The organism is Murimonas intestini (assembly GCF_024622195.1).
Taxonomy (GTDB): domain Bacteria; phylum Bacillota; class Clostridia; order Lachnospirales; family Lachnospiraceae; genus Murimonas; species Murimonas intestini.
Window position 1 is genome coordinate 92,912 of record NZ_JANKBI010000002.1, and the last position, 14,973, is coordinate 107,884.

General features: G+C 45.7%; 15 protein-coding genes. 6 read left to right on the forward strand and 9 right to left on the reverse strand.

The annotated features are described in order from the left end of the window. Positions 1-20 precede the first annotated feature (20 nt). Entirely contained in the window at positions 21-1,523 is a 1,503-nt protein-coding gene (locus tag NSB28_RS04435; RefSeq protein ID WP_109625363.1) for a methyltransferase domain-containing protein, read from the forward strand. Between the two features lie 3 nt (positions 1,524-1,526). Further along, entirely contained in the window at positions 1,527-2,195 is a 669-nt protein-coding gene (locus NSB28_RS04440) for a DUF554 domain-containing protein (RefSeq protein WP_109625364.1), read from the forward strand. Here the strand turns inward: NSB28_RS04440 and NSB28_RS04445 are convergent. From NSB28_RS04445 to NSB28_RS04475, 7 genes are read right to left on the reverse strand one after another with little or no spacing between them, the layout of a single operon-like run. Then, positions 2,190-3,770 (reverse strand): putative ABC exporter domain-containing protein, encoded by a 1,581-nt coding sequence (locus tag NSB28_RS04445; protein ID WP_109625365.1) that lies wholly within the window; start codon positions 3,768-3,770, stop codon positions 2,190-2,192. The genes NSB28_RS04440 and NSB28_RS04445 overlap by 6 nt on opposite strands. Continuing rightward, on the reverse strand, positions 3,771-4,469 hold the full coding sequence (locus tag NSB28_RS04450; RefSeq protein ID WP_109625366.1) for an ABC transporter ATP-binding protein: 699 nt from the start codon (positions 4,467-4,469) through the stop codon (positions 3,771-3,773). A 9-nt stretch (positions 4,470-4,478) separates the two neighbouring features. Continuing rightward, positions 4,479-5,750, reverse strand: coding sequence for an ABC transporter permease (locus NSB28_RS04455; RefSeq protein ID WP_109625367.1), 1,272 nt, complete (start codon positions 5,748-5,750; stop codon positions 4,479-4,481). Next, positions 5,747-6,643, reverse strand: a complete 897-nt coding sequence (locus NSB28_RS04460) for an ABC transporter ATP-binding protein (protein ID WP_109625368.1) — start codon at positions 6,641-6,643, stop codon at positions 5,747-5,749. Before NSB28_RS04460 ends, NSB28_RS04455 begins: the two co-directional genes overlap by 4 nt. Positions 6,644-6,661: 18 nt before the next feature. Beyond that, a complete protein-coding gene (locus NSB28_RS04465) occupies positions 6,662-7,477 on the reverse strand; it encodes a hypothetical protein (protein WP_109625369.1) in 816 nt (271 codons plus the stop codon). Continuing rightward, positions 7,471-8,169 (reverse strand): ABC transporter ATP-binding protein, encoded by a 699-nt coding sequence (locus tag NSB28_RS04470; RefSeq protein WP_109625370.1) that lies wholly within the window; start codon positions 8,167-8,169, stop codon positions 7,471-7,473. The genes NSB28_RS04465 and NSB28_RS04470 overlap by 7 nt, the downstream gene beginning before the upstream one ends. Beyond that, complete coding sequence (locus NSB28_RS04475) at positions 8,166-8,537, reverse strand: GntR family transcriptional regulator (RefSeq protein ID WP_109625371.1); 372 nt, start codon at positions 8,535-8,537, stop codon at positions 8,166-8,168. The genes NSB28_RS04470 and NSB28_RS04475 overlap by 4 nt, the downstream gene beginning before the upstream one ends. Positions 8,538-8,735: 198 nt before the next feature. Between NSB28_RS04475 and gdhA the strand changes: the two genes are divergently transcribed. The 4 genes from gdhA (at position 8,736) to NSB28_RS04495 (ending at position 12,599) form a co-directional block, all read left to right on the forward strand. Then, complete coding sequence (gene gdhA / locus NSB28_RS04480; protein ID WP_109625372.1) at positions 8,736-10,070, forward strand: NADP-specific glutamate dehydrogenase; 1,335 nt, start codon at positions 8,736-8,738, stop codon at positions 10,068-10,070. Between the two features lie 71 nt (positions 10,071-10,141). After that, a complete protein-coding gene (locus NSB28_RS04485) occupies positions 10,142-10,408 on the forward strand; it encodes a hypothetical protein (protein WP_109625373.1) in 267 nt (88 codons plus the stop codon). Positions 10,409-10,494: 86 nt separating this feature from the next. Continuing rightward, positions 10,495-11,112 (forward strand): 4Fe-4S binding protein, encoded by a 618-nt coding sequence (locus NSB28_RS04490; protein WP_257497454.1) that lies wholly within the window; start codon positions 10,495-10,497, stop codon positions 11,110-11,112. Positions 11,113-11,489: 377 nt separating this feature from the next. Further along, entirely contained in the window at positions 11,490-12,599 is a 1,110-nt protein-coding gene (locus NSB28_RS04495; protein WP_109625374.1) for an ROK family transcriptional regulator, read from the forward strand. Between the two features lie 37 nt (positions 12,600-12,636). Here the strand turns inward: NSB28_RS04495 and NSB28_RS04500 are convergent, their stop codons facing one another. Further along, a complete protein-coding gene (locus NSB28_RS04500) occupies positions 12,637-14,037 on the reverse strand; it encodes a sensor histidine kinase (RefSeq protein WP_109625375.1) in 1,401 nt (466 codons plus the stop codon). Beyond that, a complete protein-coding gene (locus tag NSB28_RS04505) occupies positions 14,034-14,744 on the reverse strand; it encodes a response regulator transcription factor (RefSeq protein ID WP_109625376.1) in 711 nt (236 codons plus the stop codon). Before NSB28_RS04505 ends, NSB28_RS04500 begins: the two co-directional genes overlap by 4 nt. Positions 14,745-14,973: the final 229 nt, after the last annotated feature.

Below are 14,973 nucleotides of genomic sequence, written 5' to 3' on the forward strand. Positions count from 1 at the left end.
CGGCATAAAGGAGTATATGTATGAGAGAGGAACTGGAAAACATAAGTAAAGGCTTCGAGGTGAGAAAAAATCTGATAGCGCTGCGCTCGGAGATAAAAGATCCGGCACAGAAGAGGGCTCTGGCGTATAAGCTGGGGGGAGACTTCGGAGTATTTACAAGGCTTCTGGAGGATGCTGATCCCAAGGCCAGAAAGAATGCGGCGCTTATTCTTGGGGAGATGGAGTGCGATGACCTCCTTCCGCTTCTGTATAAAGCATATGAGAGTGAGACTCAGCTCTTTGTCAGGGCGGAATATCTGAAGGCCATGGCACACTGTGACTATACCGGTTATGTGTCAAGGCTTAAGGGATGCCTCAAAAGGAATCAGGAAACCCGGTGGGAGGAAAGTGATATTAAGCATGTCAGGGAAGAAAATGCAGTGCTCAGGAGCATGATCCTTTCCGTTGAAAAGCCTGAGAAACACAGGTTTACAGGGTATGATAACCATTTTGACGTGATCCTTATGACGAACAGGAATTTTGGGGCTTTGACTCTGGCTCAGGCAGAAGAGGATGAGAGCTGCGGCAAGTCGGGCGTACATGGCGGGACTGTGCGCCTGGAGACAGATAATATCCGGAAACTGTTTAATATCAGGACATATACAGAGATGCTTTTTCCAATAAAAGGCGCATCCAGAATAATGGAGAAGGAGCCTGAGGCGGCAGCCAGGATCCTGGCCAGGTCAGGCCTGCTGTCATTTCTGGAGGAGAACCACAAAGGGGACGGGCCTTTTTATTTCCGTGTGGAACTAAAGGGGAAAATGCCTCTGGAGAAGAAAGGGAATTTTATACGCAAATTTGCTGCGGCTCTGGAGAATTACACAGATGGCAGCCTCTGCAATTATGCGTCTGACTATGAGATAGAGATCCGGCTTGTGGAGAAGCAGGCGGGAGGCTTTATTCCGCTTCTGAAGCTCTATACATATCAGGACAGAAGGTTCGAATACCGTCAGAACGCTCTGGCAGCCTCTATATCGCCTGTAAATGCAGCTGTCATGATGCAGCTGGCCAAACCTTACATGAAGGAAGATGCGCAGGTTCTGGACCCGTTCTGCGGTGTCGGGACAATGCTCATTGAGAGGAATATTGTTAAAAAGGCGAATCCTCTCTACGGGGTGGACATTTATCCTGAGGCGGTGGATAAGGGCAGGGAGAATGCCGGGAGGGCGGAGACTGTCATTAACTTCATAAACAGGGATATTCTGAGCTTTAAGCACGAATATTTATTTGATGAGATTGTTTCTGACCTGCCGGCTGTTACAAGGACAAAGGACAAAGGGCAGATCCTGGAGCTGTACAGTGCATTTCTGGACAAGGCAAAAGAACTTTTAAAGGAAGGCGCATACCTCTTTCTGTACACACCGGAATCAGATGTGCTGGAGCGTTGCCTGAAGGAAAGAAGAGAATATGAAATCCAGGAGTCATGGATATTTAATGAGAGAGAAGGCAGTATCTTCTATATAATAAGATACCATGAGGAGTAAGAAATGATAGGTACAATAGTAAATACGGGCGCCATCCTGGCGGGAAGCGCCATAGGCAGCGCAGTCAGGAAAGGGATCAATGAAAAATACCAGGGGGTGCTCTTTAATGCTATGGGACTTGCAGCCACAGCGCTGGGGATCAACACGCTGGTGGGAAATATGCCGGACAGTAAATATCCTGTTCTGTTTATCATCAGCCTTGCAGTTGGAAGCCTCCTGGGAACATGGCTGGATCTGGACGGCAGGTTCAACAGCTTTACCGGCAGGTTTTCCAGGACAAACCTGGGACAGGGACTGTCTACAGGAATCATGCTGTTCTGCTTCGGCACGCTGTCAATACTTGGCCCCATTGAGAGCAGCCTTCACGGGGACAATACCTTCCTGTTTACGAATGCCACGCTGGATTTTGTCACATCCATGACTCTGGCAAGTGCGTATGGGATAGGTATAGCCCTGTCAGGTGCAGTCCTGTTTTGCTGGCAGGGAGCCATCTTTCTGGGGGCAGGTTTCCTGTCAGGCTTTTTGACACCGGAACTCATGACTGAGATCTCCATTATAGGAGGTATATTGATTGCCAGCTCCGGGCTGTCCATACTGAAAATTAAGGACTGCAAAACTGTAAATATGCTGCCCTCCCTGTTGGTGCCTATAGTGTGGTTCCTTTTTTTATAATGTTTCCATCTTCGAGAATGAGAAGGATCCGCCTATTGCGAGAAGTACTGTTATGATGATCATGTATACAAGTATTCCGCAGAAGGCCAGTTCGTAACTCTCAGTGAGAGCCCATATGATGACAGCAATGATAATAGCCAGGGATATGACGATCATCTGTCCGAACATACGGAGAAATGATTTGCCTGTAGCTCCCAGCACATCACCAAGGAGAGCCTCGCTCAACACATTGAAATACAGCTTGTTGCCCAGCAGGCAGACGTACAGCAGCAGGTTCAGCAGGATGAGTACAGGCGACATCTTCACAGCAATGGCAAATGGCAGGATAAGCGCCAGCCCGTCTATGACAGCGCGTATGTGCTCCATCAGGGTGGCGTACCAAAGCTTTCTGAATGGAGTGTCCGGTATCAGGTAGGTGTACGGGTTTTCCAGCTCTTTTGCCCATTTTGTCTTATAGGCAGAAAACAGAAAGGCTATATAGGCTGCAGCTCCCGGAAGCAGAAAATACTGTGCAGTCATATCCAGTCCCTCTTTTTTGCCTGTCACCACAGCATAGATCAAAAAGCCGCTGACAGCCAGATTTACAAGAGTCATCCAGCTGAATATAAATGTCCTGTTTTTCTTATATTCCAGAAGCTGGCGGTAGAAGATGGCTTTGGCGCCTCCGCCCTTATACTCTACACTTGCCTGTTTGAAGGACTGCTTTTTGCCCAGGCGGCCTGATTCTCCCTGCATCTTTTTGTTGAGAAGCTCCTGATAATCATCAGCAAACTTCATAGCATCCTCATAATAGGCTCCTGTACATTTCATTCTTTTAGCCAGGACGAAAAGCAGGCAGGCGCTCACAAGATACAGGATGGTGCAGATGACATTGACAGTAGTCGGACCCAGGATGAGCAGCCTGATAAAAGCTATGTTCCATCCTATGATGGGGATGCACTGTACAAAGGGGTGGTCCAGGAAAAGTCCCAGTACGGCGAAGGACGGCTCCACAAAAAAGAACAGATATGCTGCAAAAAGGAGGAGGGCCGCAATCAGAAGATAAAGGCCTCTGGCCACCCATTTCATGGTATTATCTGAAAACCGTTCGTTTCCATATAATAAAACGACAAGGCTGCTCTCCAGAATGTTTTGAACGACAAATGCAAGTACGAAGTAAAGAGCCATTTTCCACGGGGCGATCTCAAAAAATACAATTCCGATTATTGCAAGTGCACTGTTCAGCACGAACCCCATCAGGTACTGCTTAAGCTGTGTATAGACAAGCACAGTCTTGGGATTTACTGGTGAGCTGAATACAAAGTGTACATCACTGGGCCGAAACAGCATGCCCTTGCGCTTTGCATAGGAGGCAAGCCCGGCCGGTGTGAAAAAACAGCATACAAAGGACAGTATGAAGACAAGTCCCTTTGGGGTATCCATACCCCACTGTGTGAGCATGGGACCCAGCGCGGACGCCAGAAATCCAATATAGAAAATCCCGATAAGGAGATACACATAGGTGACTGGCTTATGGAGGGCCCTTTTGATCCTGTTTTTCATAGAAGTCAGGTATAAATAACGTAGTCCGCCCATTTAATCGCCCTCTCTTTCTGTGATGCCGAAGAAGAGTTCTTCTATATCCCTGTCGGCAGCTTCCTCCTTTGTAAGAGAGGCTATGATCTTTCCCTTATCCATTACAAACATGACGTCCCACAAATCTTTAACCATTTCCAGCATGTGGGTGCTGACAAGTACTGTTGTACCGGAATCGCGCAGTTCCAGTATTGTTTCCTTCAGTTCTTTGATAGCTTTGGGATCCAGTCCAACCATAGGCTCATCAAAAAGAATGACCTTTGGCTTGATGGCAAGGGCACAGCAGATACTCACCTTCTGCATCATTCCTTTAGAAAGCTCATTTCCCAGCTTATCCAGTTTATCGTCAAGCTCATAGCGTTCAAACAGGGCGGCTACCTCTTCATCTGTGATGGAGGCAGAATATGCCCTTCTTATATATTCAACATGTTCTCTGACTGTGAGTGCATCGAACATAGCTGGAATCTCAGGAACATAGCCAAAGATCTTCTTGGCCTCAAGGCTTTTAGCCTGCATTCCCTGGATTCCTATTCCGCCTTCATAGCGCAGCAGCCCAGCGATACTTTTGATGATGGTGGATTTGCCGGCGCCATTGGGACCAAGCAGTATTCCCACCTGTCCGTCAGGAACCACAAAGCTCACCTGGTCAACAGCCAGGGTTTTCTTATAACGTTTTGTCAGATTCTGTATTTCAAGCATATGCTTCTCCTATATCTTGCTGTTGTAGGCATCCTTTAATTTCAGCTTTTTACCGTAGTGGAGTACGGAGGCTGAGTAAATACGGATCGACACAGCAGTGATTACTATAATGAAAACGATCATGAGTCCAATTGATATTGCCAGATCCGAGGCCGGTATATCACCATTGAGCAGCTTGAAGGGCACTGCAAATGGAGAAGAGAACGGCAGGTAAATGGCAAGCTTCTGAAGCATGGAACTGCTTCCGCTGGCTGTTATGGAAGTCATGTAGCCCAGGTAAAAAGAAGCCAGGGAGATCAGGACTACAGGCATCATAGCAGAGTTAATGTCTTCTATCTTGCTGACAGTAGCGCCGCAGACAGAGTTCATGACAGCATAGAGGATATATCCTAATATGAAGTAAAGCAGGATCAGCACAGCTGTCGCAGGTGTGAACGCTGAAAATGAGAGCGGCATGCCCATGATCGTAAAATCACCGGGTACAAGAGTTATATAAGATACTGCACTGACAGCGATCAGGCCGCCGAACTGCAGAAGCCCTAAAAGTCCCATGCCCAGACATTTACCGATGAGGATGCTGGATGGTTTGGCTGATACGATCAATGTCTCCATAACTCTGGATGTCTTTTCTGTAGCAATTGACATGGCAACACCGTAGCCATAGTAGTAAACTGCAAAGAAAATCAGCATGGTGAGCAGTACGCCGATGGCGAAGCCGCTCAGGTTCATATCTCCCATAGTTTCCACAGAATAGGGAAGCTCCTCCTGGATCAGCCCGATAGTAGCAGCATCCATTCCCGCATCGGAGAGGATATCTGAAACATATGATTTAGTAAGTACGTCAGCAGCATCAGATGTGCTGATCCCTGACATAAAGTCTTTAGTAATGATCTGAATGAACGGTTTTCCATCCTGTTCGATGATGTGTATAATGGAAATATTGCCGTCATTTGCCACAGATTCTTTATAGCCGTCCGCTTCCTGGGCTGTGGCGGCAATAAATTCTGTAGTTGGGAATGCACTCTGCAGAGCCGCTGTACTGTCAGCAAATTTTCCTGTATCATCTGCAAAATAACATTTGGAACTATATTCTGAGGCTGACGGCTGGGAGGCAGTATCCTCCTGTGCGGTTTCATCAGAGCCGCTGCCCGAGCCTATAAGGGCTGTCACGCCGCAGAAGCCTACAACAAGGATCAGCATGACTGCTGTTGTTATAATGAAAGCCTTTTTGCGCAGTCCGTCAAGAAATGTAAATTTACATATTGTCATTATCTGTTTCATTGTTCTGCACCTACCTTTTCAATAAAGATTTCCTGAAGGGACGGTTCTTTTATTTCGAATTTGACCGGATAGATCCCTGAATCGAGCAGATCTTTTAAAAATCCGTTTGCCATCTCATCGCCTGTGATCTTGTATTCAGTCTCATTGGCGCGCTGTTCGTGGAGCTTCAGATCATGCCTGGCCGCAATCTGGCTGATGTCCTGGGGACATCCAACGACGAGGTTCGTGTGGCCGTAGCCGGCCTTGATCCTGCTCAAATTGCCGCTTAGGACTGTCTTGCCCCTTGTGAGGATGATCAGGTCCTTGCAGTATTCTTCAACTACAGCCATCTGGTGGCTGGACATTACGATATATTTGCCAAGATTCTTAAGTTCCACAAGAAGGTCACGGAGGACTTCTGCATTCAGCGGATCCAGGCCGCTGAACGGCTCATCCAGAAAGATGAGATCCGGCTCATGGATCAGTGTGGAGATCAGCTGGACCTTCTGCTGGTTTCCTTTTGAAAGCTTCTCAGCAGGAGAATCTTTATATTCAAGGATCTGCAGCTTTTCGAGATATTTCAGTGCATTCTGCTTGGCGGAATGCTTGCTCATGCCCCGGAGCATCCCAAAATAGATCAGCTGTTCAAGTACCTTAGTTTTCATATAGATACCCCGCTCTTCAGGCATATAGCCAAAGCTTAAGCTGTCGCGGGTGATGCGGCTGCCGTTCCAGGAAGCAGTCCCGCTGTCCGGCGTCATAATTCCGAGGATACAGCGTATTGTGGTGGTCTTTCCGGCTCCGTTTGTGCCGATGAGACCAAAGATGCCCGGCTCATCCATAGCAAAAGACAAGTCATTTACGGCCGTCTTTGTGCCGAAAGTTTTGACAATGTGTTCAACTCTTAAACTCATTTTTCTCCTCCATGAATTTTACTCTAAATTTAAATGCTTTGATATGATATAGTGGGTGGCTTTAAATAAGACTGCACCCAGAATAACCTGTGTAATAAGGCTTGGTATAAATGTGGCATTGAGCCCTGCAAATGTGTAATAATTTCCTACCATGGCCGCATCAGTCAATACTTTAAAATAATCCTTCCAGAAAATGGTTGTTATTATCATATTCACAGTGGACGAACCGGCAAGGATCGCCATGTATGAACCGAATGCGGCAAGTACCTTGTGCTTTGCCATAAGGCTTCCCAGAGTTATGGAAAAATACATCATAAGTATCTGGACTGCTGTGGAAAGCGGTATGAGAAGCGACAGATAAGCAATACACTTCACACTGGACCCGTCAAATTCAGATACCATGGCTGCGGAAATTTCTGAAAAGTAATTTTGGAAGATGACAGCAGAGTGGGGAGTCAGCAGGAATAGAGCAAGACATCCGATCAGTACTGCAACATCTATAAAGCACCATATATAAAATATTATAAATTTTGTCCAGATCAGCTGGCCCGGGTTCACGGGCAGGGTATGCATCAGGTAACCCTCGTCAGTGAAGAGATTCTTGTAAAACCTCATCAGCAGATAGATGGTGGTTGATATGGAGACTGATACGATCCCCAAAACATAAATGAATACATATGCCCCTCCTGCAAACAGGCTGAACGGGACTTCAGCAGATACAAACATGGTGAATATAAACCTGCCCAAAAGGGCAAGGAAAATCATGGCGCCATGGATCATAAGCAGCAGCCTGTATGTGGCGGCCCATTCATATTTTAGCAGTTTTCCTAACATTTAAATACCTCCCTGAATAAGGTATCTACAGATTTACCCTGATTAAACCGGATATCGTCCACGGAAGAGAACATCCGGAGCTGGCCGTATTCCAGAAAAATGACTTCATCCAGAATATTCTCGATATCTGATATCAGATGTGTTGATATCAGGATCGTGGCATTCTCATCGTAGTTATTTATAATAGTAGAAAGTATGAAATCCCTGGCGGCAGGGTCCACACCTGCAATTGGCTCATCCAGGCAGTACAGCCTGGCTCTGCGGCTCATTACCAGTACCAGATGTACCTTTTCGCGTGTGCCCTTTGACATGGTGCTCAGCTTTTCATTTCTTTCAATGTGGAGCCTTGCCAGCATATCATAGGCCCGTCCCCTGTCAAAATCCTCATAAAAGTCTGAAAACAGCTCTACAGCCTGCGCCACCCGTATGTGTCTGTTTAAATAGGAACGTTCAGGCAGATAGGAGACGATTTTTTTAGTATCCACTCCGGGCTTTATGCCGTCGATCAGAACCTCGCCCTCAGTGGGGCTGATCAGGCCGTTTATCATCTTGATGAGTGTAGTCTTCCCGCTTCCGTTAGGTCCTAACAGACCGATAATGCGTCCGCTTTCCAAAGAAAGGTTCAGTCCGTAGAGGGCTGTCTTGGGGCCGAAGACCTTTGTAAGGTTTTTGCATTCCAGTATTACGCTCACGTATCTTCCTCCTTCGCCAGAATCTCCATCAATTTAAGTGTATCTTCTTTATTTAAGCCCAGGCGTGACATTTTCTCTAAAAAATCACGTATTTGGGATTCAGCGATTTCTTTTTTCATATCCTGAATCAAATCCACGTCTTCTGTAATGTAGCGCCCGCTGGTCCGCTGTGCATATACAAGGCCCGTGCGCTCCAGTTCAGATAAGGCCTTCTGCATTGTGTTGGGATTGACAGCAGCTTCAGCCGCAAGATCCCGGACGGAGGGCAGTTTTTCACCTGGTTTGTAGGTGCCTGATATAATGTCTATTTGGATACGTTCCAGAATCTGTGTATAGATAGGCCTTTCGGAATCCAGTGCCCATGCCATTCCTTCACCTCCGGTTCTTTAGAATAAATGTATCATTGTATTATTAACTTAATACAATGATATACATATTTTACAAATTTGTCAACTAACATTTGAAAAAAATAGAAAAGCACTTTGGCATGTTAACGTTGCAAAATTAATTATGTCGTTATATAATATAAAATGGAAATTAAGTTAGAGCAAACAGGAGGAAAAGACATGTCATATGTAGATGAGGTAATTGAGCGGGTAATCCAGAAGAATCCTGCAGAACCGGAATTCCATCAGGCAGTAAAAGAAGTTCTGGAGTCACTGCGGGTCGTAGTGGAAGCAAACGAAGAGAAGTACCGTAAAGAAGCAGTCCTTGAAAGACTTGTTGAGCCGGAGAGACAGATTAAGTTCCGCGTTCCGTGGGTAGATGACAAAGGACAGGTTCAGGTTAATACAGGATACCGTGTACAGTTCAATAGTGCTATCGGACCTTACAAGGGAGGCCTTCGCCTTCATCCGTCCGTAAACCTGGGGATCATTAAATTCCTGGGATTTGAGCAGATATTCAAAAACTCTCTGACAGGTCTTCCAATCGGCGGAGGAAAAGGTGGTTCTGACTTTGATCCCAAGGGTAAATCAGACAGGGAGGTTATGGCATTCTGCCAGAGCTTCATGACAGAGCTGTGTAAATATATTGGAGCTGATACAGACGTGCCGGCAGGTGATATCGGAACAGGAGCCAGAGAGATAGGTTACATGTTCGGCCAGTATAAGAGAATCCGTGGTGTCTATGAAGGCGTACTTACAGGAAAAGGATTAACATACGGCGGATCCCTGGCAAGGACTCAGGCAACAGGGTATGGTTTATTATATCTCACAAAAGAACTGCTTAAGATAAACGGAAAAGATATCAAGGGTATGACTGCAGCAGTTTCAGGTTCAGGAAACGTAGCTATCTACGCTATTGAAAAAGCACATCAGATGGGCGCTAAGGTAGTTACCTGCAGCGATTCTACAGGCTGGGTATATGATCCGGAAGGAATCGACCTGGATGCATTAAAGGAAATCAAAGAAGTTAAACGCGCAAGGCTGACAGAATACAAGAATTACAGGCCAAATTCAGAGTATCATGAGGGACGCGGAGTTTGGAGCATCAAGACAGACCTGGCTCTTCCATGTGCCACACAGAATGAGCTGCTTATCGAGGATGCCAGGGCTCTGGTTGAAAATGGCTGTATAGCTGTATGCGAAGGAGCTAATATGCCTACTACTCTGGAAGCTACGGAATATCTTCAGGCTAACGGCGTTATCTTTGCTCCAGGAAAAGCAGCAAATGCAGGCGGAGTTGCCACATCTGCTCTTGAGATGTCCCAGAACAGCGAGCGTCTGAGCTGGTCATTTGAAGAAGTAGATGAGAAGCTCCAGGGAATCATGGTAAATATCTGCCATAACATGGATGCGGCAGCTAAGAAATATGGTTTTGAAGGAAACTATGTAGTAGGAGCTAACATAGCAGGATTTGAGAAGGTCGTGGACGCTATGATTGCTCAGGGTGTTGTTTAGAAGTAAATGACTAAATAAGAGGCTGGTTAAAATAGCCGTTGAATGAGTTGTTGCCCCAGGCAGGAAAAGAAATGATAAAACCTGCCTGGGGTGTTTTTATTTTGAAATCAAAGCGTGTACATTTCATTAAACGCGAAAAAGGAGGTTACGATATCATGTGTGAAGTAGCTGAAAAAATTTATGAACAAGGGATAGAGCAGGGATTAGAACAGGGAGAGGAACAAAGTAAAAGAGAAGTGGCACGGAATCTTCATGCTATGGGGATGAAAGATATTGATATAGCACGGGCAGTGAATGTGAGCCTCAATAAGGTTCATGAGTGGTTGGAGTTTGTTTAACGATGACAGTAACAGAGTGAAGACAGGAGAGACAATGGACAGCAGACAAGTAAAGAAAAAATTGTACGAGTTAGGGGCTGATTTATGTGGAATTGCAAATATCAAGGTTTGAAAGTGCCCCAGAGGGATACAATCCATTAGATGTTATGCCTTCCTGCAGGTCTGTGATTTCATTTGCGTGCGGGTTCCCGGCAGGTACACTTGTATGTAAATCACCAGTACCATATACACGTGTCCGGAATTCGCTGACATCAAAATTAGACGCTATGGCCCTTGATTTATGTATATATATGGAAGAGGAAGGTTTTTTATCAGTACCGATACCCGCAAATGAAGAAGAATTTGATGAAAACACCGGGCGGTACAGATGCATTATTTCACAAAAACATGCAGCAGAGGCGGCGGGGCTGGGAACTATCGGAAGGCATTCCCTTCTTATTACACCTGAATTTGGAAGTATGGTATGGTTGGGTGCTGTTTTGACAGAGCTTGAACTTGAACCTGACAAAATGAAAGAAAGAATTTGTAATGACTGTAATTTATGTGTTGAAGCATGTCCTGTCAATGCGTTGGAAGACTGCGAAGTAAAGCAGATGGACTGTTGGAATTATGCATTTGGTGAGGAAAAGAGTAATTGGAGGATTAAGTGCCATAAATCCAGGGATATCTGCCCATATAATTTAGGATACCAGGCAGGAATATGAAGGCTCCTTTTCAGCAAAATTTTGATATTTCAATTTTTTGCTAAAGGGGGCCTTTTTCAGAGGAAGTTTCCATTTTTACGCAACGTCTCTTTTGATTTGAAGGGAGGATTTAGGAAGGACCAGGGGTTGCTGTTCACACGTCACCATCCCGCGAGGTGTTTTCGTGCGTATTTGCACGAAAATCCCGAGGTTTGCAGCGCGAAACGGCGGTTTTTGCCGTTTCTGTGCATCGCGGAGCGTGTTACTGGTCACGGAGTGAACAGTAACGACCAGGGTGAGGTTTTACACAAATAAAGGCGTCTTCCTTGCAAAAACCAGGCTGTTAGTATAAAATGCTTTTATATAGCGTTTTATGAAAGGAAGGTAATGAATCAGCTGTGAGTGGAGAAGAAAGCAGGAAGCCAAATAAAGTCAGGATAGCAAAATGTATCCTGGCCCATGGAGAAATATCAAAAGCTGAGATAGCTGCAAGGCTGGATCTGAGTATGCCTACTGTATTTAAAAATGTAAAAGAACTTATGCAGCTTGGTATTATAACAGATGGGAATGAATATCAGTCCACAGGCGGGAGGAAGGCAAAAGGCCTGTCGATCGCGGATCATATTCTGTATTCAGGGGGGATTGATATCACCCGGAATCATATCAGCTACGTATTTATTGATTTAAAAGGCAATTTGCTGTGCCGGAAAAGGATACGTATGCCCTATGAAAATTCGTTTGAATATTATGAAAGACTGCACGAAGGCTTTGCCTCTTTTCTGAAAGAGAGCGGGATAAAGAGCAGTAAAATTCTTGGGGTGGGTATTTCAGTTCCGGGAATCATAGATTCTCAGAATCAGCTGATCATTACTTCACATGTTCTTAAGGTGAGTAATGTGAGCCTGAAAAATCTAAGCCAGCTGTTCGAATATGACGTGTATTATGAAAATGATGCGAACAGCGCCGCAATCGCGGAATTTGCAGACAGCGGCAGGGATGCCGTCTATGTCTCGCTCAGTGACACTGTGGGCGGCTGCATCTATATTAATCAGAGGATATATATGGGAGAGCACTACAGGAGCGCTGAATTCGGACATATGAATCTTGTAAGAAACGGCGCTAAATGTTATTGCGGGAAAAAGGGCTGCGCAGATGTATATTGCTCTGCCAGAGTACTGTCCGGATATGCAGACGGGAGCCTTGATAAATTTTTTGAACTGCTGCAGGCCAGGGAGGAGGGCGCAGGGAAAATCTGGGAGAAGTACCTTGAGGATCTGGCTGTGCTTGTAACAAACCTGCGCATGGTGTTTGACTGCGATATTATTTTAGGCGGCTATGTGGGCGGGTATCTGAAAAAGTATATCAGAGAACTTAATAAGAAAGCAGTGAAATATGATCCTTTTGATAATGATACTACTTATCTGCGCACCTGCCGGTATGAGAGGGAAGCTTCAGCCGTGGGGATAGCCATGCGGTTTAATGAGAGGTATTTTGATACGCTGGCATAAATAATAGTGGTGTGCGGACAAAAGCTTCCGGGCTGTATTATTCAACGGATATAAGCGGAAGATAAATCACCGCACAAAATCCTCCGTGTGTACTGTGCATAAGGTCCAGGCTCCCACCGTGAACTTCCGCGATCTGGCGCACGATCATGAGGCCGAGGCCATGCCTCTGGTCTGATGTGCTGTTTCCGCACATCATATAATGAGGTGTTTTGACCAGACGTTCTAACTGTTCATCAGAGATTCCTTCTCCATCATCCTCCACGCTGACGGAACAACTGTCCTTCAGAAGATTTATGCAGATAAAGATACGGCATCCTTTCGGGTTGTGGACCTGGGCATTGATGATCAGATTTGATACCGCTCTCTTAAGCAGAGATTTATCGCCTGTGACCATGCAGACGGAAATGGAGTCATCTGTGAGCAATTCAATAGGATATTTTCCGTCCAGGTCCATGTTCAGAAAATCAACTATAGTTTGCCGTATGAGCCCTGTCAAATTAATAGGGATAAGATTTAGAGGCTGCATGTTATATTCCAGCTTAGATGCGAGATTGAGGTCATTGATCAGATTTTTCATCCGCATGCTCTGCTGGCGTATGACGGCAGCCTTTTTCTGGTCTTCCGGGGAAAGGAAAGGACTGGTCTCCAGCTGGCCTGCGTACCCCATTACCATAGACAGAGGGGTTCGGATATCATGGGAAACTCCTGATATCCAGTTTGCTCTTGCCTGTTCCTGCTTCTTTAATTCATATTCCTGATGCTTCAGTTTCTCGGCAGTCTTGTTGATGGCCTGTGCGATGCCGGAGAACAGCCCCTTTTCCTTAACATAAACCTCCTCATCACCTGGCAGTCTCTCGACCCCATCCACTATGGGACGGACAGAGCGCAGCAGCCGGAAGGTAACGGTCAGATAAATAATAAGGAGGAGCAGCAGATTTAAAAACAAAAATATAAGAATCGTCTGCGGCATGTGGGCGATCATCTGATAATCGAATGTATTCCACATGAGTTTCCAGTAGCTTTTTTTAGGAAATCCCAGGACTATAAGCCCATCGGTGTGTTCGCTGGTGGCAGTGGGGTAATCATTCAGATACCCTCTTGTCAGCAGGGAGATCCAGCCCAGATCGTATTGCAGCGGGATATCTGAAGGGAGATTCTCGCTGTGCCAGACTACCTTCATATCCTGGTTATCTATCAGGATCGCCCAGGCGTTTTTCTGCCTGAGTGCATCCATTCCGTCTTGTGAGAGGATATACTGATGGTCACTGCCGGCAGTGAGTGAGAAAGAGACAGTATCGGCACAAGTCCAGGCGCTGCCATTTCCTATCTGTTTGTATGAAAAAATGATAAGAAGGGCCAGGTTCAGAAATACCATGAGAAAAAGAGAAAACATCAGTACGCCGAAAAAACGCCGTATGAGTTTTGGAATACTTTTCATCGGGGAACCTCCTTAGTAATGAGCCTGTACCCCAGGCCTTTTACAGTGACAAGAGAAACAGGCCTGGATGGGTTGGCTTCTATCTTTTCGCGTATCCTTCTGATATGGGCCATCAGAGAATTCTCGTATCCGAAGGGATTATCTCCCCAGAGTGCCTCACAGAGCATATCTATAGTAACTATTCGCCCGGCATTCCTGGACAGCACACTTAGAAGCTCATGCTCTTTAGCTGTGAGTGCGATGATATCCTGGCCTTTTATTATTTCGGCCCGGGTGAAATCTATGCTGCACGCGTCCAAAGTGACGTAAGCGGCCTCATTTTTGTAGCATCTGCGTAAAATAGCACTGATGCGGAGCGTCAGTTCCAGTGGAAGGAAGGGCTTGACCATATAGTCGTCAGCCCCCAGCCCAAGGCCTTTGAACTTATCGTCATCTTCACCTCGGGCGGTAAGAAATAAAACAGGAAGATCTGAAAACTCGCGTATCCTTCCAAATAAAGAAAATCCATCTTCATCCGGAAGCATCACATCCAGGACGGCAATCTGCGGCTGATGGCTGCGGCAGAGGCGGAAGGCTTCTGCCGCAGTGGCGGCCGTCTCTATTTTAGAGTAACCGTCCTCTTTTAATATGGATATTAACATTTCTAATATGTCAGGTTCATCATCAACAAGAAGAATCTTCTTTTCCTTAATATAATCAAAAGACATTTTATGGCCTCCTATGACTGAATATGGTACAGGCGTACAGAAAATCCATTCCTTCGCTAAAGGATGGGTGTATATTCTCGTCAGGCTTGAAAGGACCTCGGCGGTGTTTACATTATATCATTTCATAAAATAAATTAATTGAGCCGAATCGTAAGGTAAATGTAAGGTGACGGGAAGGATACTGTAAGGTTGGGAATTTATAATAAAGTAAAACCACGGAGGTATTAGT

Bases quoted from the DNA above. Each gene is read 5' to 3' on its own strand.
- NSB28_RS04435 (WP_109625363.1), top strand. From the start codon at position 21: ATGAGAGAGGAACTGGAAAACATAAGTAAAGGCTTCGAGGTGAGAAAA.
- NSB28_RS04440 (WP_109625364.1), top strand. From the start codon at position 1,527: ATGATAGGTACAATAGTAAATACGGGCGCCATCCTGGCGGGAAGCGCC.
- NSB28_RS04445 (WP_109625365.1), bottom strand. From the start codon at position 3,770: ATGGGCGGACTACGTTATTTATACCTGACTTCTATGAAAAACAGGATC.
- NSB28_RS04450 (WP_109625366.1), bottom strand. From the start codon at position 4,469: ATGCTTGAAATACAGAATCTGACAAAACGTTATAAGAAAACCCTGGCT.
- NSB28_RS04455 (WP_109625367.1), bottom strand. From the start codon at position 5,750: ATGAAACAGATAATGACAATATGTAAATTTACATTTCTTGACGGACTG.
- NSB28_RS04460 (WP_109625368.1), bottom strand. From the start codon at position 6,643: ATGAGTTTAAGAGTTGAACACATTGTCAAAACTTTCGGCACAAAGACG.
- NSB28_RS04465 (WP_109625369.1), bottom strand. From the start codon at position 7,477: ATGTTAGGAAAACTGCTAAAATATGAATGGGCCGCCACATACAGGCTG.
- NSB28_RS04475 (WP_109625371.1), bottom strand. From the start codon at position 8,537: ATGGCATGGGCACTGGATTCCGAAAGGCCTATCTATACACAGATTCTG.
- gdhA (WP_109625372.1), top strand. From the start codon at position 8,736: ATGTCATATGTAGATGAGGTAATTGAGCGGGTAATCCAGAAGAATCCT.
- NSB28_RS04485 (WP_109625373.1), top strand. From the start codon at position 10,142: ATGATAAAACCTGCCTGGGGTGTTTTTATTTTGAAATCAAAGCGTGTA.
- NSB28_RS04500 (WP_109625375.1), bottom strand. From the start codon at position 14,037: ATGAAAAGTATTCCAAAACTCATACGGCGTTTTTTCGGCGTACTGATG.
- NSB28_RS04505 (WP_109625376.1), bottom strand. From the start codon at position 14,744: ATGTCTTTTGATTATATTAAGGAAAAGAAGATTCTTCTTGTTGATGAT.